The following is an 18,984-nucleotide window of genomic DNA, read 5'->3' as shown; positions in this document are numbered from 1 at the left end:
GCCGGTGCGCGTGCTCTTCGCCAGCCTCGGCTCCGTCGGCCACACCTACCCGCTGATCCCCCTCGCGATCGCCGTCCGCGACGCCGGGCACGAGGTGCACTGGGCCGCCGGCGAGGAGGTCCACCCGCCCCTGGCCACGCTCGGGCTGCGGCCGTTCCGGCCCGCCGACGCCTTCTACGAGATCTACGCCGAGGACCTGGCACCGGAGCTCGACCGGCTGCGCCCCGACCTGGTCGTGCACGAGTGGGGCCTGCCGGGGGCGGCGATCGCCGCGCAGCGGGCCGGCATCCCCGGGCTCTGGCACGGCTTCGGCCGCATGATCCCGCCCGGGATCGGCCTGCAGCTGCCCGACACCGCCGTCCCCCGCCGCCCGCACCTGGACATCTGCCCGCCGTCGCTGCAGGACAAGGACTTCCTCACGGCCGGCGACCGGATCGAGCTGCGCCCGGTGCCGTTCTCCTTCCCGGACGGCGCCCCGGCCGTCGATCGGGGTGCACGCCGGCTGGTGTACCTGACGCTGGGCACCGCGTTCGGCACCGCCGCGCTGCTCACCACCGCGATCAAAGGGCTGGCACGGCTGAGCGTCACCGTGGTCGTCGCCGCCGGGCGGGTGCCGCCGGAGGAGCTCGGTGCGGTCCCGGCCGGCGTGACGGTCTCGTCGTGGGTGCCGCAGGCGCAGCTCCTGCCGCGCGCCGGCGTCGTGGTGCACCACGGCGGCAGCGGCACCACTCTCGGCGCGCTGGCCGCCGGCGTGCCGCAGCTGCTCCTGCCGCAGGGTGCCGACCAGTTCGCCAACGCCGACGCGGTCACCGAGGCCGGCGCCGGGCTCCAGCTGCGCTCCGCCGAAGTGACCGCCGACGCCATCGCCTCGCACGTCCGGGCCCTGCTGGCCGGGGACGGATTCCGCGACGCGGCCGGCGAGATCGCCGCCGAGATCGCCCGCATGCCGTCACCGGCCGAGGTCGCCCGCCGCCTGCCCGACTACGCGTAACTGGTGTGGCATACTGCTGCGGAACCGATCCTGAAAGCGAGGTGACCGCCATGGACCGCACCTGTGACCGACCAGGCGTCACCTCCCGCCACTGAGGCGGTCTGCTCACGCCTGGCCCTGCGACCAGTGACCTGAGTATCGAAAGGGATCGACCCATGCAGCTTCTGAAGACCGCGCTCGACCTCGTGCGGCAGCACTACATCTTCCCCGAGACGGCGGCCAGCGTGATCGCCGCCGTCGAGGCCCGGACCGCCGCCGGCGACTACGACGGCCTCGACGACGAGACCCTCGCGGCCCGCGTCACCGAACTGTTCCTCGCCACCAGCGGCGACAAGCACCTGCGGCTGCTCGTCCGCTCGCCGGACCACCGCGCCGCCACCACCGAGTCGGAGACCGAGGCCGCCTGGGCGGAGGCGCAGCGGCTCGGCAACCACCACATCGCCGCCGTCCAGCGCCTCGACGGCAACGTCGGCTACATCGACCTGCGTGGCGTCGCCTCCCCCGGCGACGGCGGCACCGCGATCGTCGCCGCGATGGAGCTCGTCACCCACACCGGCGCGCTGATCTTCGACCTGCGCCGCAACAAGGGCGGCGACCCCGAGGGCGTCCAGCTGTGGAACAGCTACCTGTTCCCCGACTCCGACACCCACCTCAACGACATCTACGACGGCGACACCACCCGCACCCGGCAGTTCTGGGTCCTGCCGTACGTGCCGGGCCGCCGCTACCTCGACCGGCCCGTCTACGTGCTGACCAGCTCGTTCACCTTCTCCGGCGGCGAGGAGTTCGCCTACAACCTCAAGGCGCTGCGCCGGGCGACGCTGATCGGCGAGGCGACCCGCGGCGGCGCGCACCCGACCGCCCGGTTCCCGGTCTCCGCGACGCTGGAGGTCGCGGTCCCGCACGCCCGCTCGATCAACCCGGTCACCGGCACCAACTGGGAGGGCGCCGGCGTCGAGCCGGACATCGCCATGCCCGCCGGGGAGGCTCTGCAGGTGGCGTACCGCCTGGCCCTGGAGCACGTCGTGACCACCGACACGTCACAGGCCGTGCTGGCCGAGGCCCGGGAAGCACTTTCCGCGTTTTCTCATTGAACTCTTAATCACGCGGACCGGGCCTCTTAGGTGCGGGGGTGATGCTGGCGGGTGCCGGCCACCATCCCCCCGCACCGGAGGACCACTCATGAGCGACACCAAGCCACTCCCGGACGACCCCGACCGGACGGCCGCCACCCCGGCAACCCCCGACCCGACCGCCGCCGCGGCCGACCGGACCACGGCGGACCAGGCGGCGGCCGAGCGGGCAGCGGCCGAGCGGGCGGCAGCCAGTCCGCCGCCCGCCGATCCGACTCCCGGCGAGCCCGTCTGGGCGGCGGAACCCGCACCGGCCCCCGCGGCGACCCCGGCCGCGGCGGCTCCGGCCCCGGCGCCCCCGGGGCCGGCCGGTCCGGGGCGGCCGTACACGACGGGTGAACGGCTGCGGCAGTCGCGGGTCCGGGTCCCGGTGCTCGTCGGCGCGGCCGGCCTGGTGCTGGGCTGCTGCCTGGGCGCCGGCATCGTCGCCGCCGGGGTCGCCGTGTTCGGTGACCACCATCGCGGCGACGACCGCGGCCGCATCACCCGCGACGACCGCGGCCCCCGTGGCCCGATGGTCCGCGACGGCGAGCGCGGCGACCCGAAGCGCATCCGCCCCGGGGACGGATTCCGCAAGCAGCCGTTCCCCACGCCGCCGGCAACGACCCCCGCCCCGTCGCCGTCCGCGTCCTGACCGGGCCGCCTGAACGCCGCAGCACCGCCCCGCCGCCGGACTGAGCCCGCCCCGCAGGACGCGGGGCGGGCCTGTCCCAGCACTACCTGCGGTTGAACCGCCGGTCCAGGGCCGGGTCGTGGTCGTCCAGTGACGGGATGTAGGACGGTGCCGCCGCGGTCAACGCCGCCGCCGGTGCGGGCACGCCCGCCCAGCGCTGCACGGCCGCCGTCGCGGTGGCCGCCTCGGGCGCGGTCAGCCGGCCGATGTTCGCGCCGTGGTTCCAGCCCACGGCCGTGTACGTGAGGGAGTCCTTCGTGCCAGGCCCGAGGCGGAACGGTTCGGCACCCCACGGGTCGTTCTGGCCGTACACGAAGAGCAGCCGCCGCCCGGACAGCTTCACCCAGGCGTCGATGTCGAGCATCGCCAGGGGCTGGAAGCGCGGGACGAGCTCACGCGGGATGTAGGACTGCGCGCGGTCCTGCCCCCGGTAGTGCTGCAGGCCGGCGAGGTGCGGCAGGGTCACGTCCGGGTAGCCCAGCTGGTAGGAGGCCTGGAAGTAGTACGGGATGTAGGGGCTGACGCCCTGGTCGGTGTTCGAGTCCAGGCCGTAGATGAGGTCCAGCCATCCCCAGATGTCGTCGCTGGACGCGGTCGCCGCCGGCACGTCCACGCAGTCGCTCTCCAGGCTGTACTGCCAGAACGCCCACGTCGTGCCGTTCACCATGAACTCGAACGCCTTGTCGGCGCTGCCGATGATGCTGAACGTGCGCGCGTTCTCCGCCGCCCACGCCTCGTAGCGGGCGACGAGCTCGGTGCGCCGGCGCAGCGCCTCGACCTGCACCGCGTCCAGGGCCGCCCGGCACTGGGCGGTGCCGACTCCTGCGAAGAACCGGTCGTAGGCGGAGTCCTCGGGGTTGATGACGTCCTGCGGTGCGACGTAGGCGACGGTGCCGTCGACGTCGGCCGGGTAGAACCGGCGGTGGTAGATCGAGGTCATGCCGCCCTTGCTCGCCCCGGTCGAGATCCACTTCTGCGGGTAGATCCGCTTGAGGGCGGCGACGATGCGGTGGTGGTCCGTGGCGGCCTGCCAGATCGTGAGCTTCGACCAGTCCGCCGGCTCGGGCCGCGACGGGGTGAAGAACCGCTGCTCGACGGAGAGCTGGTTGCCGTCGATGAGGCGGGTCGGCTCCGAGCGGAACGCGTACTCCGGCACGTTGTAGCCGGTCGTGTGCAGCACCGTCGGCCGGTCCGTGCCCCGGTGCAGAAGCGTGAACCGCTGCTGGAACGTGCCGGCCGAGGGTCGCAGGTGATCGACCGGCTGGGTGATGCTCAGGATGAAGAACCGGTAGGGCGCGGCGACCGGCTGCTCCTCCAGCACGGTCACGCCCGGCGCCGCCTCGAGCTGGTCGCGGATGTCGGTTGCCGCGGCGGCGGGGCTCCCGACCCCGACGGCACCGACCAGGCCGAGCAGTAACGCCATCGACAACAGTGCACGCCTGAAGCGCGTCATGCTGTGGCTCCTATCGACGATTTTGAGTCCGTCGATGCACGCTACCGAGGGTTGCGCCCCTCGCTGCCCTCGTCGTCGCCCTCGCCGTGCCAGGATTTCCGGCGCCGGGGCCACGCTGCGGTGGCCCCGGCGCTCGGGCCTTACGGAATGACGATGTTCACCGTCAGTGTGCGGTTGTTGCGCACGTCGTACGCCGTGGCGTGGGCCAGGTCGGCGCCGCCGAGCCAGCCGGTGCGGCCGTCGTCGGTGTGGTAGGAGATCTTGACCTGCTGCGGCGCGATGGTGGCGATGGTGTAGGTCGCGGGCGGCTGGCCCTCGGGCGTGATGCCGCCCGCGAACTGCAGCGCCTCGCCGGTCACCGCGTCGTGGGCGACCACGAACGCGTCGAGCGGGTGGCCGGACGCGTCGCGGATGATGCCGGTCAGCGTGCCGCCGCCGGTGCGCAACTTGATGTTCGCGGTGGCCTTCTTGCCGGCCTGCACCGTCACCGGCGTCGCCGTGCGGCGGTTCACCGCGTTGCCGGACCAGCGCCACTGGTGCTGGTAGTGGGCGAACTCCACCGGCCACGCGTACGGCCCGACGCCGGGGATGCTGTAGGTGCCGTCGGCGGCCGTGGACGCCGGGCAGTCACCGCTGCCGTTGAAGCCAGACGACAGTGCGGCGACCCAGACGCAGGTGTACGGGACCGGGGCGCCCGTGCCGGCGTCGGTCACCTTGCCCTTGACCGTGCCGGCCTTGTCGAAGCGGATCGTCGGCGCGGCGACCTGGTCGCCGGCCGCGAGCGTGAACTGCTGCGCCGCCTCCCGGCTGCCGGTGCCGCCCGTCGCGCCCACCCACTGCATGCCCAGCGCGTCGCCGCGCGGGTCGGCGAACAGCTGGTAGGTGCCCGGCTCCAGCGGGCCGACCACGACCGAACCCGCCGCCGGGCCGGGCGTCCAGTCCGAGCAGTAGCCGTACGGGTTCCAGCTGTACGCGTCGTTGAGCCGCGCGACGCTGACGCAGCCGTCGGCGGCCGCACCGCCGGCCTTGGCGACCATCGTCGCGGTGATCGTCGCGCCGCGGCGCATCGCCACGTCGACGGTCACCGTCTGCCCGGCGGTGACCACCGCCGGTCCCGCGGTGGCGCTGAGGTGCAGGTGGTCGTCGATGGAGACGTCCAGCGGGTACGAGCCGACGAAGACGTCGGTCACCAGCAGCTCGGTGCCGGTGGCGCAGCCGCCGATGGTGGTGGCCGACCGCGTGTACGCGCAGAAGTCCGACAGCGGCGCGCCGGTGTCGGCGTCGTGCGCGATCACCCGGATCGTGCCGGTCGGCAGGAACACCTCGTCGACGGTGGTCAGCTGCCCGTCGGTGACGGCAAAGCGGTCCGCGGCGGCGGGGTCGAGCTTGCCGTGCGCGTACTGCGCCACCCAGTTCGGCCCGTAGAACGCCACCTCGTAGCTGCCGAGCAGCAGGTCGTTGAACTGGTAGCGGCCGTCGGCGTCGGTCGTCACCGAGGCGAAGGTGCCGTTGACACCCGGCTGGTCGGTGATGACCTGGACGTTGCCGGCGGGGGTGCCGTCGGCCTTGGTGAGCCTGCCGCCGAGCGACCCGGTCGGCAGGACCGTCTCGTTGACCTGCACCGCCTGCCCGGCGGTGACCACGACCGGTGTCGCGGTCTCGTAGGACTGCTGCCCGCCGGACCACTGCTCGAACGCGTTGCGGACCCGGAAGCCGAGCTTGTAGGAGCCGGCCGGCAGCTCCGTGGTGAACGTGCCGTCGGCCTGCACCGTCGCGTAGCTCACGGACGACTGCACGTCGGCCTGGTAGACGGTGACGGACGCCTGGGCCGGGGTGCCGTCCCGGTTGAGCAGCCGGCCCTGGATCGTGCCGGTCGGCAGCAGTTGGTCGTCGACGACCACCGTGGCTCCCGCGCCCACGGTGATGCGGTCGGCGGCCATGAAGTTCACCTTCTGGTGCGCCCACTGGACGAAACTGCCGCCGGCGGCCCGGAAGCTGACGACGTAGTCGCCCTCGGGCAGGTTCGGCAGCGTGTACGCGCCGTCCGCGCCGGTGTAGGCCGAGGCGTTGGCGCTCATGTCCGGCTGCTGCGTCCAGACGTAGGCGTTGGCGGCGGGGTTGCCGCTCGCGTCGGTCAGGTGACCGGTGATGGTGCCGGTGCCGGCCGCGTACGCCGGTGCGGCGAGGGCGACGACCACGGCGGTGGTGGCGAGGGTGGTGGCCGTCACCGTTGCAAACAACACGGTGCGGCCGAGGACATTGCTGCGCATGCGCACTCCCGGAGGGGTTGAGGTGGAGGGGAACTCCGGGCAGGAGTCACTCAACCGCTGCTCCTTTGGAGTCCCCGTTCAGCGTTGCGTGCGCATCGTGCCACGGACGGTCCGCCTGCGCTGTCCCATATCGATGGTGTACGGCATGTGCCCTGCTCGATGCGACGGTCAGATGCCGGTGGCGGAGCGTTCGCGCAGGCCGTGCCGGACGGCGACGGGGTTCCACGCGCCGACGAACCGGGCCTTGGCGTCGCCGGCGAGCTTCGAGCGCCGTTGCGCCTCCTGGTAGTCGCCGCGGCCGCCGCCGTCGCAGCCGCCGCCCTGCACCGCCTGGCCCCACAGCACGAAGCTGCGGTCGGCCGCGAGGGAGTGGCCCAGGGCCTCGGTCAGCAGCCCGCGCAGCTGCTCGCCCTCCGGCAGCGCCGACAGGTCGAACGCGGCGACGCTGTCCAGCTGGGCCTGGCGTTCGGTGCCGGCGTCGCGCAGGTCGCCGATGGCCTTCTCGATGCGCGTGCAGTCCTCGACGAGGGCGATCGCGTCGTTGAGCTTCGCCCGGCTCGCACCGCTGGCGTCGAGCACCGCGTCGAGCGCCGCCGCCTGCGTCCTCGGGTCGGCCGGCGATCCGGATGCCGTTCCCGGCCGCGGCGGCGGGCCCGACGGCGTGCCCCAGCCCGCCGCGGCGGTCATGCCGGCGGCCGCGGGGGTGGCCTCGGTCCCGGCCGTCATCCGCACCACCGCGGTGACGGTGCCGGCGACGGCGAGCGCGACGACGATCACGGTGAGCGGCACGACCACCCGAGACCGTTGCCGCGGCGCCGGCGCGAACGCGGCATGCGATGGCATGGTGACTGGCACCGGCGGCGACGGCTGCGCCTGCGGCCATCCGCCAGTGGGGTACGGCGGCGGGCCATCGGAGATCGGGTGGACGTCGTACGCGACGACCGGCGGCTCCGGCTCCGGCTCTGGCTCTGGCTCTGGGTTCGGCGGGGGTGGCCGCATCGCGAAGCCGCAGTTCGTGCACCGGACAGCGACGGGATCATTGCCCGGAAAGGCACAGATCGGGCACGTCATGCCGTCGAGCGTATTGACGGCCGCGGGTCGGCTGGAACCACCGTCGGGACCGACTCGCCTGCCGACGAGCCGGTCCCGGCAGCCGTGAGGATGCACCCGTTCGTGGCGACGGGAACGGCCAGAGGGTCACTGGCCGGGGCGGCCGCCCATGCCGCCGCCGGCCGGGGCCTGGCCGGCGGTGACCGTCGCCGCGACGGTCGCCGAGCCGAGCGTGCCGCCCTGCGCGAGACCGCCGGTGCCCGTCCCGCTCGCCGTGCCGCCCGTGTAGAGCTTGTACTGGCTGCCGCTCTTGATCGACGGCGACGAGTACACCAGGTTCTGCATCGCCTTGGACGTCACGAACGTGGCGACGACCTTGCCGTCGCCGTCGACGACCTGGACGGTGGTGCCGGCGGCGACGGTGCCGGTGAACGTCGCCGACAGCCAGCCCTGCGCCGATTCCGTGTCCGGGGCGACGACCATGCCGGAGCTGCCGGCCGCAGCGAGCACACCGCCGCTGACGGTGAAGGTGCCATTGACGTCCAGCGCGCCGTTGCCGCGCTGCGTGGGGCCGTTGACGACGACCGTGCCGCCGGTCATGGACGCGGTGCCGTTGGAGTCGAAGCCGTCGCCGCCGGCGTCGATGACCAGGGTCCCGCCGGTGATCGTGGCGGTGAAGTCCCCGACCGTCTCGCCGCCACCGCCGCCGAAGCCGCCGGGCCCGCCCTGGCCGCCGCCCTGCGCGCCCTGCGCGGCGTCGGTGCCGGTGCTGCCGCCGGCGGCGTTGAGGCCGTCGTCGCTGGACACGACGCGCGTGTCGCCACCGTTGACGGTGATGTGCGCGGATTCCAGGCCCTCGTAGGACTTCGTGACGTGCACGGTTCCCTTGTCGATGACCAGGGCGGTCTCGCCGTGCACGCCGTCGCCGCCGGCGGCGAGGGTCAGCGTGGCGCCGTTGAGGTGCACCGCGCCGTCGCTGTGCACCGCGTCGTCGGCGGCGTCGACCTTCGCCGTGCCGCCCTCCAGGACGCTGATGACGCCGGACTTGAGGCCCTTGACCGACGTGTCGCCGGCCTTGGTGGCGCTGCCGCCGCCCGCGGTGACGCTCATCGCGCCGCCGGTGAGCACCAGATCGGTGGCCGCGTCGGCCCCGTCGCCGCCCGCCGTGACGGTGACCGTGCCGCCGCTGACCGCGATGAACCCGGCGTCGGCCTTCTCGGCGTTGTCGGCCTTGAGCCCGTCGCCGCCGGCCGTCACGCCGATCGTGCCGCCGGTGACGACGAGGTAGTCCTTGCCCCGGATGCCGTCGTCGGCGGCGTCGACGGTGATCGTGCCGCCGGCGATGACGAGGCCGTCCTTGCCGGTGATCGCGTCGTTGCCGTTACCGTGCACGGTCAGCGAGCCGGCGCCGGCGATGGTGAGGTCCGCGGCGCTGTACAGGGCGGCGTTGACGTCGGCGTCCGCGGCGTAGGTCTTCGTGTCCGACAGCGTGTTGCTGCTGCCGTCGGCGAGGATGACCACGACCTGCTCCGCCTCCGTCGCCGCGATCGCCGCGCCGGTGGAGCTGCTGATCGTCACACCGTCGAGCACGAGCTTCACGGTGGCGTCGCCGGCGACGACCAGGATCTGGCCGTCGGTGAGCGTCCCGGTGATCCGGTACGTGCCTCCGGCGGTGATCGTGATCTTCCCGCCGGCGACGGTGACGCCCTTGCCGGCGGTCGCGGACGAGCCGGTCAGGGTGATCGCGACCGCGTCGGACGCGCTCCAGGTGGTGTCGGCCTCGTGCACGGCGGTGTTCGCGGCGAGGACGGCGGCGGCGTTCTGGGTGACGTCCGCGGTCGCCGCGCTGCTGCTCTGGCCGGTGGCCGCGGCGTCGCCGGATCCGCTGCTGCAGCCGGCGAGCGCGGCGGTGGCGAGGACGACGGAGGTGATGGCGGCGACGGCACGGTTTCGGACACGCATCTCAGGACTCCCTGGTGGAGGGGGCGGACGGGAAGTGCCGGCGCAGCGTCGGCCGCCAGCGGTTCGCGGGAAGGTCCGGCCGCAGCGCGGCGAGACCGGTGCCGTACTTCGACACGGCGCACGGCCGGTGACCGAGGGACCACAGCAGCCGGTCGGCCTCGCAGGCGCCGCTCGCGGCCTTGGTCTCGACGATCACCCGGTCCGGCACCCGCAGCGTGGTGCCGTCGTCGAGGTGCCAGGCCAGCGCGGCGTCGACCGTGACGCGTCCGCCGGTGGCCGGCAGGTAGAGCGTCGTGCGCTCGTACCGGGTGATCAGCACCGGCCGCAGCAGCTCTGTGTCGCAGGGGACGTGGATGCCGTCCAGGGCGTCGCCGCTGAGGTGTTCGGTGCCGCCGCTGTACTGGACACGCTCCTTCACCGTGGTGCCGCGCGGCCCTCGGGTCTTCACCTCGACGTAGCGGCCGCCGGTGTCCAGGTAGGTCCGGACCCGCACCTTGAACCGGCGGCGCCGGCGGTGCGCGGCGGCGAGGTAGCTGTCCAGGCCGGGGGTGTCGAAGTAGTCGGACCGGTAGCCGAACCGGCGCCGGCCGTCGACGTCGAGGACCCGGGCGACACCGGCGAGCCCTCGCAGCACCTGTGGTAGCCGGTCGGCGGGCAGGAGGTACTTGCGGTCGACGCGGGTCAGCAGCGACGCCCGCGCGACCAGCTCGTCGAGGCCGATCGGCTCGAGCACGTCCAGCGCCGCCGTCACGCCGCCACCCGCTCGGGCCGCGGTCCGACCAGCGCCGCGACGACGTACCGGACCTCGACGAGCGTCGTGTCGTTGACCATGTCGACGTGGCGGATGCTCAGGTTGACCACCTTGCCGCCGAGCCTGGCCTCCAGGTGCGCCCGCAGCGCCGCCTCGTCGGTGTGCGCGGCGTCCAGCTGCATCGTCTGCTGCCGGTACCGGCCGAACAGCCTCGGATGGTCGGCAACGAACAGCCCGCCGATGACGAGGGCCATCAGCCCGGCGGTGAGCGGGCCGACGGTCGGGCTGAGCCCGCTGAGCAGGCCGAGCGCGAGCGCGGCGAAGTAGTAGGCGATCTCGTGCTGGGCAATCTCGTTGGACCGCAGCCGGATGATCGACAGCACCCCGAAGAGCCCGAGGCCGAGCCCCGCACCGACCGACGACGAGCCGAGCACCATCGAGGTGGCGAGCACCCCCAGGTTCACCCCGAGGAACGCCACGACCAGGTCCCGCCGGTGGTGGCGGGGAAAGTACACCCCGAAGGTCAGTACGGCGATGGCGACCAGGTCGACACCGATGATCATCAGCTCATCCACGGGAGATCCTTCATCCGGAGTTCGTTGCCCGTTCATCAAGCCGGGCGGCCCTGTGCGCCACCTGTGAGGAGCCTGCGTCCCCGCTGCCGAACCCGTGTCGCCCTTGCGAACTGCCTGTGGCCCGGCTGTGGTGTCGGGTGTCCGGCCAGGCTGCAACCGACTGGGACCCGACTCGATCGTGGTGCTGCACCCGGGCAGGCGTTGAGTTGTGTCCAGCAGCACAACGGCACACCAGCGGGGGGCACACCATGATCGGAACCGTCACCGACTTCGTCGCCGAGGCCGTCTTCGCCTCTTCGCTGCAGCCGTCCCAGCCGGCCACCGCCGCCGAGGCGTGGGCCGCGGTCACCGCCGCCGTCGCCCGCTACGGCGCGCAGGGCTGCGTCGAGCTCCTGGCCGCCGAGTACGGCGAGCGCCCCGAGACGGCCACGCCCCGGATGCGGTTCGCCCGCGAGCTCGCCGACGCCCTGGCCCTCACCCCCGCCCTGGCCGCCTGAAGAATTTCGTCGAAGGCCGCCGACCGCCGGTCGAGCGACGCCGCCGCCGCCGGTCGAGCGTCTGCCGCCGCTGGGGTGACGGCCGCCGCTGGGCTCGCGGCGGGAAAGCACTACTCCCAGAGAGCGCTCCCTCGCACCGGGTGCCGCGGGCACCGCGCAGGGACGGGAACGGCCGAGGACGGCGCGGTCTGCGGGAAAACGGATTCCTGGAGAGCGCTCTCCCATTTGCCTGGATCCATTGACACCGATCGAGTACCAGGTTCAGTGTGAAGCGACAGAGAGCGCTCTCTTGCAAGATCACCGATTCCGCTGCCACGGACCCGGTGCCGGTCGGACCCCGCCCCCGACCGTTCCCGCAGAACCGGAGGACCCGTCATGTCCCACAGTGCCCTCGTGGGCAGAATGCGGCTGCGCACCCTGGTGCTCGGCGCCGCGCTGACCGCGTTGCTCGGCACGTTCCTCACCATCCAGGCCCTGCAGACCGCCGACGCCGCCGAGACCCCGCTGTCGCAGGGCCGGCCGGCAACGGCGTCGTCGACCGAGAACGGTGGCACCCCCGCTTCCGCCGCGGTCGACGGCAACCTCGGCACCCGGTGGTCGAGCGCGTTCAGTGACCCGCAGTGGCTCCAGGTCGACCTGGGTGCCCCGGCCACGATCAACCGGGTGGTGCTCACCTGGGAGGCCGCGTACGCGAAGAACTTCACCATCCAGACGTCCGCCGACGGCGCCTCGTGGACGACGATCAACACCACCGTCAACGGCACGGGTGGGGTGCAGACGCTCAACGTGACCGGTTCCGGCCGGTACGTGCGGCTGAACACCACGGCCCGCGCCACGCAGTACGGCGCGTCGCTGTGGGAGTTCCAGGTGTTCGGCACGGGCGGGGTCCAGCCGACCCCGACGACCAGCGCGCCGGCCGGCACCGGCTGGGTGAAGATGGACCAGGCCAAGTGGGCCGCGCAGCTCGCGCAGTTCAACGCGATGCCCATCCACCCGGCGCCCGCCAATGCGGTGCGGGTCGCGGAGTTCAACGCCGCGTGCACCTACAGCCACTCGTTCAAGGACGACCCGATCGTCTTCCCCGGACTGCCCGGCGCTTCGCACATGCACAGCTTCCTGGGCAACCGCAGTACCAACGCCAACACCACCACCGAGTCGCTGCTGGCGAACACGTCGTCGAGCTGCGGACCGGCGCTGGATCACTCCGCCTACTGGATCCCGACCCTGTACCAGAACGGGGTGGCCATCGAGCCGCGGGGCGTGACCGTGTACTACGGCTCGCGCCTGCCCGACACGACGAAGACGGTGCCGTTCCCGCAGGGCTTCCGGATGATCGCCGGTGACGCCAAGCGGCAGGTGGCGACACCGTCCGGCGCGCCGGGCCAGTTCTGGTGCGCGGGCCCCGGCGGCGAGATCGGCCGCAGCGCCGACGGCAACTGGCCGATCTGCGCGCAGACCGCCAATCTCACCTACCAGCTGGTCTTCCAGGACTGCTGGGACGGCGTGAACCTGGACAGCCCCGACCACAAGTCGCACGTGTCCTACAACACGATCGACGGCAAGTGCGGCGGGGCGTTCCCGGTCGCGATCCCGAACGTCTCGTTCGTCATCGACTACAACACGCACGGCAGCGCGGCCGGCTACACCCTCGCGTCGGGCCTGGCGTCGTCGATGCACGGTGACAACTTCTTCGCCTGGGACAACGTGGCCCTCGGCCAGCGGGTGAAGGACTGCATCGTGCAGAAGGCGAAGTGCAACACCGCCGGCACCTTCTGACCCTGCACAGGTAGGTGGTCCTGGCTGGCGGGCCAGGACCACGTCGGACGCGACGGCCGGACCTCCACGGGGGAGGCCCGGCCGCGGAACAGCGGGAAAGGTCAGCCCCGATGCCACTTCTGGTTGGAGCTGCCGGTGCAGGTCCACTGGATGAGCTTGGCGCCGTCGGCACTGTTGAACGACTGGATGTCCAGGCACTTGCCGGACTGGACGTTCACGATGTCGCCGGCGCCGTTGAGCGTGAAGCGCTGCGCGCCGGTGCCGTTGCAGGTCCACAACTGGATCTTCGCGTCGTTGGCGAGCGAGCCGGCCGCGACGTCCATGCACTTGCCGCCGGCGGAGATGGTGTCGCCGCTGAAGGTCCAGTTCTGCGCGCCGGTGCCGTTGCAGGTCCACATCTGCAGCTGGACGCCGTCGACGAAGTTCGACGACGGCACGTCGACGCACTTGCTGTTCATGTTGCTGATGATGCGGTTGCCGGCCGGCGGGGTGCCGCCGCCGAACGGGGTCAGCACGATGCCGGCCGCGCGCGGGTCGCCGTCGTGCACGAGGGACTCGAAGGCGCCGACGTCGTCGAAGGGGAAGGCGTACGCCTTGCCGTCGACCATGTTCGCGTGAATGATCTTGGCGTACTGGTTGGTCGGGTTGTTCTTGTAGAAGTCGGCCGCGTTGGTGCTCGGCTGGGTGTCGATGGTGCCGAGCGTGCCGCGGTTGAGGGCGGCGCACAGGGTCCGGGAGATGGGCCCGACGACCAGGTCGTTGGGCGCGGCGAGCCGGCCGGCGCAGCCCCAGACGTCGGCGCTGGTGGGCCGCTGGAACGACGCGACCTGCTGCCCGGCGGAGTTCGTGAAGTTCATCACGGTGCCGGACGTGCGCCCGAAGTACCTGGTGTTCGGCTGGTCGCCGAACGGCACGACGGTGAGCGTCTTGGACGCGTAGGCGCCCCACGCCGAGTTGATGTAGGAGTCGAGGTACGTGCTGCTGAGCCCGCCCGCCTCGGCCGCCTTGCCCGGGGCGAGGACGCGCAGCACGGTGCCGTCGCCGCGGGTGTAGACCGCGCCGCTCCAGCCGGCCTGCGCCCGGATGCCGTTGATGACCGCGTCGCGGCCGCCGGAGACGAGGTCGCCGGTCCGCTTCGTGGCACCGGTGGCGCCGGTGACGGTGACGGCGTGCGGGACGGCGAACATGTCGACCTGCGAGCTGTTGATCCACAGCCCGGCGTCGTTGTAGGTGAACTCGCTCCAGTCGAACAGGATGTCGCGGTTGGAGTCACCGCCCGCCCACGGCGCGGGCTGGACCAGCCCGTCCGGGGTGAGGAAGAAGTTGAGCCGCTGGCCGAGCGAGAAGTAGACCCGGCCGGACAGCCCGCGGGGGATCTGGATGGTTCTCGTGCCGCCGTTGCCGGGGCCGGCGATCGACACGTCCGGCGCCGGGGTGGGCGGCTGGCCGCCGGCCGGCCAGTTGTTGAAGGTGCCGGCCGAGTTGACGTACCCGAGCCGGCCGGTGCTCAGGTTGACGCCGAGCACGTAGAGGTACACGGCGTCGCCGCGTCCGGTGCTGTTGGTCACGGTCAGGGGCAGCAGGCTCGGCCCGATCGCGTGCGCGGCGGTGCCGGCCGCGAGGGCGATCGGCACCGCCAGGACGAGGGTCGCGGCTGCGCGCAGCAGCCTGGTGAAGGTGCGCAAGGTGGCTCCTCAGTTCCGCTGGACAGCCCGCAGTGCGCCCGGTGGCGGCCGGACAGAGCTGTCGCCGACGTTGTGTGGTCCGCCGGCGCCCTCTCCCGTATCTGTGAAGACTCTTAAGAGAGAGCGCTCTCACAGCATCAGGGCGAGATCGGAGCCTGTCAATAGTCGCGAAATTGGCCGGGTGGCTGCCTGTTACGGCTGCGGCACCGTCCGGGGGCGCCGTCGCGGCGCGGTCTCGACGACGGACACCCTGTCGCGGCCGCGGACCTTCGCGTCGTACAGGGCGCGGTCGGCGGCGGCGAGCAGCGCCTCGGGTTCCGTGGCACCCGAGCGGGTGGAGGCGAGGCCGATGCTCAGGGTCGGCAGGCCGTCGGGCAGGTCCGTGATCCCGGCGACCGTGGCCCGCACCATCGCGGCGATGTGCTGCGCGCCCGCCACGTCGCCCTCCACGACCACCGCGAACTCGTCGCCACCGAGCCGGGCGGCGGTGGCGCGCCCGGCCGCGGCGTCCCGCAACGCCGCCGCGACCTGCACCAGGACGGTGTCGCCGGTCGCGTGACCCCAGGTGTCGTTGATCGTCTTGAAATGATCGACGTCGATGATGAGCAGGGAGCGTTCGGCCCCGGTGCGCCGGCCCGCCTCCAGCGCGGCGGCGAGGTCCCGGTCGAACGCCCGCCGGTTGGGCAGGCCGGTCAGCGGATCGCTCAACGCCTGCCGCTCCAGCATCGAGACGAGGGCATCGGCGCGGCCACGCAGCTTCGTGACCACGATGGTCAGCACGCAGTACGCGGTGATCAGGGCCGCGACGTCGGTGACCGCGACTCGGGGCGGCTGCAGCGTGAACGTCGCCGCAGCGTCGGTCGTGCTGGCCAGCGCCAGCAGCAGATACGCCAGATCGTGCCGCAGGAACGTCGCAGCGTACAGCAACGGCCACAGATAGTAGAGGTGCGCGCTGACGCTCACGTCCTCGGTCGCCAGGTTCAGGCCGCCGATGATCGCCACGGCCAGGATCGGCACGGCGACCCAGAACGGCTCGGGCACCCGGTCCGGCGCCACCCGGCAGCACACCCCGGCGAAGACCATGGCACCGCCGGTGATCACGGTCGCGGACACCCCCGCGGCGGTGCCGCCGGCGAACCCGGGCACGAGCAGGGCGCAGGCCCCGACGACCGCTCCCCCGACCGTCAGGAAGTACGCGACCGCACGCGTCGCGGCCACCCGGTCCCGGGCGAGGATCATCGACCGGCGCAACGACGCCCGCTCCCCCACCTCGCACCGATCGGCACGCAGGCATCGCATCTGAGCACAACGCGGTGATCGGCGGGTGTGCCTCCCCCCTGCTTCAGAAGCCGACCACCTACAATTCCCCATCGGTTCGCTGCACGTTGGTTGCCGACGCAGCGGTCCTGAGGCACGGCCACTGGCATGATCGACGATCGGGGACGCATTGCCTGCTCGGGGGGACGGCTCACCGGCTGTCCGGCAGTCCGGCGAAGACGTCGTCGATCAGGGGACGAACGGGGGCGCGGCCGTGCTGGACGAACCACTCACGCCCCATCAGCATCCGAAACAGCGGCCGCGGCAGCTTGAGCAGGACCGCCAGGGTGCGCCGGCCGGTGTCGGCCCCGGCCTGGCTGGTGTGCGCGGCCATCGCCGCCCGCTTGTGCCCGGCGAAGTCCCGCACGTCGACGCGGTGGGTGAGCCGCTCCGGCGCGGCGAAGGCCCCCGCGAACCGCGCCGGGTGGAAGTCCGCCGGCACGCCCGGCAGCCAGTGCACGGCCCGCAGGACCCGCTGCAGCAGCCGCCGGTCGACGGTGGCCTCCAGCACCACCGCGGTCCCGGCCAGCTGCGCGGCCCGGGTCCCGACGCGGTGCACCTGCACGTGGTCGGGGTGCCCGTAGCCGCCGGCCGGGTCGTAGATGGTGAGCACGTCGGCGCGCTCCTGCCGCAGCAGCTCGGCCAGCCGCCGCGCCGCCTCCTCCGGGTCGGTGCCGGCGAACGCGCCGGCCGCGCCCGACGGGGCGTCCGCCATCCCGGAGTCCTCGTAGCCGAGACACTCAACCCGGGCGCACCCGAGCGCCTCCGCGGACCGGTGCAGCTCGGCCAGCCGGCGCCGCGCGAGGGGCCCCTCCGCGAGCACCTCGGAGGACGCCAGCCCCGCCCCACCGGCGGTGGCCACGACCAGGACGACGCGGTGCCCCTCGGCGGCCGCGCGGGCAAGGGTCCCGGCGGTCAGCAACGCCTCGTCGTCCGGATGAGCATGGAACGACACCATCGTGTACGGCACCGGCCAATGCTCCCACCTCACCACGGGCGCCGGCCGCCACCGCTTCGGAGCCCCCGTTCATGAGAATCGCGCACGTCACCGACTTCTACCTGCCCCGCCTCGGCGGCATCGAGATGCACGTGCACGACCTGGCCGTCCGGCAGCAGGCGGCCGGCCATGACGTCGAGATCGTCACCACCACCCCCGGCGGCCCCGCCGACGACGGCGAGCTGCGGGTGCACCGGCTGTCCGAACGCCTGTGGCTGCCCGCCGAGGTGCGGCCCGGCATCCTGCGGGCCGGCCGGTCGCTGCTGCTCAACGGGCGGTATGACGTGCTGCACGTGCACGCCGGGCCGGCCTCGCCGCTCGCCTTCGCCGCCGCCGCGCTCGCCGAGCAGATCCCGACGGTCGTGACGATCCACTCGCTGCTGTCGCACCTGGAGCACGCGTTCCGCGCGCTGGACACCGCCTCGGGCTGGTCCCGCTGGCCGGCGGTGTGGACCGCGGTCAGCGACGTCGCGGCGGCACCCCTGCAGCGGCTCGTGTGGCCGATGGAGGTGCACGTGCTGCCCAACGGGATCGACGCCGACCGGTGGCGGGTCGACCCGCACCCGGCGGACCCACGGGGCGTGCTGATCGTCGCGGTGATGCGCCTGGCCGCCCGCAAGCGCCCGATGCAGCTGCTCCGGATGCTGCGCCGGGCCCGCACGGCACTGCCGGAGGCGGCCGGGATGCGGGTGGTGATCGCCGGTGAGGGCCCCCGCCGCCCGGCCATGGAGCGCTACCTGCGCCGGCACGGGATGACCGGATGGGTGAGCCTGCCGGGTAGGCTGTCCCGACCGCAGATCAGGTCCCTGTTCGCGCAGGGTGACCTGTTCGTCGCACCGGCGATCCTGGAGTCCTTCGGGATCGCCGCGCTGGAGGCGCGGTGCGCCGGGCTTCCGGTGGTCGCGCGGGCCGAGGGCGGGATCGGCCAGCTCATCACCGATGGCAGGGAGGGTGTCTTGGTCGACAGCGACGCCGCGATGGCCGACGCGATCGCCGCACTCGCCACCGATCCGGCCCGGCGCGGCCGCATCGCCGCACACAACCTGGCGACGTCGCCGCCGGTCGCGTGGCCCGACGTCCTCGCCAGGACGACCGGGCTGTATGAGCTCGCCGCGGCGCACCGGGCACCGATCGGCGTGCGAGCGTGACCCTGCACCCCGTCACGGACCGTCCTGTCACGACCACCGCGCCCGCGCGCCGCCGTCGCCCCAATGTTCTCGGCGAACTGCTGATCGTGGTGCTGCTGGTCAAGGTGTACGACCTGATCCGCTCCCTCGCGGCGGTCCGGGAGGCACCTGCGCACCGGCACGGCGCCGAGGTGCTGTCCATCGAGCGGCTGCTGCACCTGGACTGGGAGTTGGCCGCCAACCGGTGGCTGACCGACCACCCGCCGCTCGCCCTTGCCGCGGTGTACTGGTATCAGTTCGCCCACATCGGCGTGTCCCTCGCGGTGCTGGTCTGGTGCTATGTCGCCGGGCCGCAGCTGTACCGGCCGATGCGCAACGCCCTGGTCATCACCAACGTGACCGGGATGACCGTGTTCTACCTGCTGCCGGTGATGCCGCCGAGGCTGATGCCGGGCGGTGGCTACGTCGACTCGATCGCCGCCGCCGGCTTCAGCCTCGACCACGGCGGCCAGGTGCCCGCCGACCAGTACGCCGCGATGCCGTCGCTGCACCTTGCCTGGGCGGTGTGGACGGCGTGCGTCGCGGCGGCGCTGCTGGCCGGCCGGCGCGGGCGGGCGCTGTGCTACCTGTACCCCACCACCACCGGCATCGTCGTGGTCGTGACGGCGAACCACTGGGTCCTCGACGTCGTCGCCGGGGTCGCGGTCGGGCTCGCGGCGGTCGCCCT

15 protein-coding genes and 1 pseudogene are annotated in these 18,984 nt (G+C 72.9%); 7 read left to right on the top strand and 9 right to left on the bottom strand.

Features of this window, described 5'->3' with window-relative positions; translation table 11 throughout:
• Positions 1 to 4 precede the first annotated feature (4 nt).
• The 3 genes from AB0K00_RS16880 (at position 5) to AB0K00_RS16870 (ending at position 2,758) form a co-directional block, all read left to right on the top strand.
• A complete protein-coding gene (locus AB0K00_RS16880; RefSeq protein ID WP_363521553.1) occupies positions 5 to 991 on the top strand; it encodes a glycosyltransferase in 987 nt (328 codons plus the stop codon).
• Between the two features lie 155 nt (positions 992 to 1,146).
• Complete coding sequence (locus tag AB0K00_RS16875) at positions 1,147 to 2,085, top strand: S41 family peptidase (protein ID WP_363521550.1); 939 nt, start codon at positions 1,147 to 1,149, stop codon at positions 2,083 to 2,085.
• Positions 2,086 to 2,173: 88 nt separating this feature from the next.
• On the top strand, positions 2,174 to 2,758 hold the full coding sequence (locus AB0K00_RS16870; RefSeq protein WP_363521547.1) for a hypothetical protein: 585 nt from the start codon (positions 2,174 to 2,176) through the stop codon (positions 2,756 to 2,758).
• Between the two features lie 82 nt (positions 2,759 to 2,840).
• Here the strand turns inward: AB0K00_RS16870 and AB0K00_RS16865 are convergent, their stop codons facing one another.
• The 6 genes from AB0K00_RS16865 to AB0K00_RS16840 all read right to left on the bottom strand — a co-directional run bounded on the left by AB0K00_RS16865 (position 2,841) and on the right by AB0K00_RS16840 (position 10,858).
• Complete coding sequence (locus AB0K00_RS16865; protein ID WP_363521544.1) at positions 2,841 to 4,250, bottom strand: S28 family serine protease; 1,410 nt, start codon at positions 4,248 to 4,250, stop codon at positions 2,841 to 2,843.
• A gap of 140 nt (positions 4,251 to 4,390) precedes the next feature.
• Positions 4,391 to 6,520 (bottom strand): carboxypeptidase-like regulatory domain-containing protein, encoded by a 2,130-nt coding sequence (locus tag AB0K00_RS16860; RefSeq protein ID WP_363521541.1) that lies wholly within the window; start codon positions 6,518 to 6,520, stop codon positions 4,391 to 4,393.
• A gap of 168 nt (positions 6,521 to 6,688) precedes the next feature.
• Positions 6,689 to 7,363: a hypothetical protein gene (locus tag AB0K00_RS16855; protein WP_363521538.1), complete on the bottom strand. Its 675-nt coding sequence runs from the start codon at positions 7,361 to 7,363 to the stop codon at positions 6,689 to 6,691.
• Between the two features lie 354 nt (positions 7,364 to 7,717).
• Positions 7,718 to 9,532, bottom strand: a complete 1,815-nt coding sequence (locus tag AB0K00_RS16850) for a carbohydrate-binding domain-containing protein (protein ID WP_363521536.1) — start codon at positions 9,530 to 9,532, stop codon at positions 7,718 to 7,720.
• Between the two features lies 1 nt (position 9,533).
• Complete coding sequence (locus AB0K00_RS16845; RefSeq protein ID WP_363521533.1) at positions 9,534 to 10,283, bottom strand: polyphosphate polymerase domain-containing protein; 750 nt, start codon at positions 10,281 to 10,283, stop codon at positions 9,534 to 9,536.
• Positions 10,280 to 10,858 (bottom strand): DUF4956 domain-containing protein, encoded by a 579-nt coding sequence (locus AB0K00_RS16840; RefSeq protein ID WP_363521531.1) that lies wholly within the window; start codon positions 10,856 to 10,858, stop codon positions 10,280 to 10,282. The genes AB0K00_RS16845 and AB0K00_RS16840 overlap by 4 nt, the downstream gene beginning before the upstream one ends.
• Positions 10,859 to 11,106: 248 nt before the next feature.
• Between AB0K00_RS16840 and AB0K00_RS16835 the strand changes: the two genes are divergently transcribed.
• Positions 11,107 to 11,355 (top strand): hypothetical protein, encoded by a 249-nt coding sequence (locus tag AB0K00_RS16835; protein WP_363521529.1) that lies wholly within the window; start codon positions 11,107 to 11,109, stop codon positions 11,353 to 11,355.
• Positions 11,356 to 11,757: 402 nt separating this feature from the next.
• Positions 11,758 to 13,131: a DUF1996 domain-containing protein gene (locus AB0K00_RS16830; RefSeq protein ID WP_363521633.1), complete on the top strand. Its 1,374-nt coding sequence runs from the start codon at positions 11,758 to 11,760 to the stop codon at positions 13,129 to 13,131.
• A 101-nt stretch (positions 13,132 to 13,232) separates the two neighbouring features.
• Here the strand turns inward: AB0K00_RS16830 and AB0K00_RS16825 are convergent, their stop codons facing one another.
• The 3 genes from AB0K00_RS16825 to AB0K00_RS16815 all read right to left on the bottom strand — a co-directional run bounded on the left by AB0K00_RS16825 (position 13,233) and on the right by AB0K00_RS16815 (position 17,103).
• Positions 13,233 to 14,816: a beta-1,3-glucanase family protein gene (locus AB0K00_RS16825; protein WP_363521526.1), complete on the bottom strand. Its 1,584-nt coding sequence runs from the start codon at positions 14,814 to 14,816 to the stop codon at positions 13,233 to 13,235.
• A gap of 192 nt (positions 14,817 to 15,008) precedes the next feature.
• Positions 15,009 to 16,085 (bottom strand): GGDEF domain-containing protein, encoded by a 1,077-nt coding sequence (locus tag AB0K00_RS16820; RefSeq protein ID WP_363521523.1) that lies wholly within the window; start codon positions 16,083 to 16,085, stop codon positions 15,009 to 15,011.
• Positions 16,086 to 16,284: 199 nt separating this feature from the next.
• Complete coding sequence (locus AB0K00_RS16815) at positions 16,285 to 17,103, bottom strand: PIG-L family deacetylase (protein WP_363521520.1); 819 nt, start codon at positions 17,101 to 17,103, stop codon at positions 16,285 to 16,287.
• A gap of 59 nt (positions 17,104 to 17,162) precedes the next feature.
• Between AB0K00_RS16815 and AB0K00_RS16810 the strand changes: the two genes are divergently transcribed.
• Together AB0K00_RS16810 and AB0K00_RS16805 are read left to right on the top strand one after the other, a co-directional pair.
• Positions 17,163 to 18,278 carry a glycosyltransferase family 4 protein gene (locus AB0K00_RS16810; protein WP_363521518.1) on the top strand — a complete coding sequence of 372 codons (1,116 nt, stop codon included), beginning with the start codon at positions 17,163 to 17,165 and terminating at the stop codon, positions 18,276 to 18,278.
• Positions 18,275 to 18,982 (top strand): annotated as a pseudogene (locus AB0K00_RS16805) (phosphatase PAP2 family protein); the annotation flags it as partial. The gene AB0K00_RS16810 and the pseudogene AB0K00_RS16805, both read left to right, overlap by 4 nt.
• Between the last annotated feature and the right edge of the window lie 2 nt (positions 18,983 to 18,984).

This window comes from Dactylosporangium sp. NPDC049525 (assembly GCF_040676755.1).
GTDB lineage: Bacteria > Actinomycetota > Actinomycetes > Mycobacteriales > Micromonosporaceae > Dactylosporangium.
This window is presented reverse-complemented; position numbering and strand designations above follow the sequence as displayed.

Excerpts from the sequence above, each read along its gene's own strand:
- AB0K00_RS16875 (WP_363521550.1), top strand. The coding sequence starts at position 1,147 with ATGCAGCTTCTGAAGACCGCGCTCGACCTCGTGCGGCAGCACTACATC.
- AB0K00_RS16870 (WP_363521547.1), top strand. The coding sequence starts at position 2,174 with ATGAGCGACACCAAGCCACTCCCGGACGACCCCGACCGGACGGCCGCC.
- AB0K00_RS16865 (WP_363521544.1), bottom strand. The coding sequence starts at position 4,250 with ATGACGCGCTTCAGGCGTGCACTGTTGTCGATGGCGTTACTGCTCGGC.
- AB0K00_RS16860 (WP_363521541.1), bottom strand. The coding sequence starts at position 6,520 with ATGCGCAGCAATGTCCTCGGCCGCACCGTGTTGTTTGCAACGGTGACG.
- AB0K00_RS16855 (WP_363521538.1), bottom strand. The coding sequence starts at position 7,363 with ATGCCATCGCATGCCGCGTTCGCGCCGGCGCCGCGGCAACGGTCTCGG.
- AB0K00_RS16850 (WP_363521536.1), bottom strand. The coding sequence starts at position 9,532 with ATGCGTGTCCGAAACCGTGCCGTCGCCGCCATCACCTCCGTCGTCCTC.
- AB0K00_RS16835 (WP_363521529.1), top strand. The coding sequence starts at position 11,107 with ATGATCGGAACCGTCACCGACTTCGTCGCCGAGGCCGTCTTCGCCTCT.
- AB0K00_RS16830 (WP_363521633.1), top strand. The coding sequence starts at position 11,758 with ATGCGGCTGCGCACCCTGGTGCTCGGCGCCGCGCTGACCGCGTTGCTC.
- AB0K00_RS16810 (WP_363521518.1), top strand. The coding sequence starts at position 17,163 with ATGAGAATCGCGCACGTCACCGACTTCTACCTGCCCCGCCTCGGCGGC.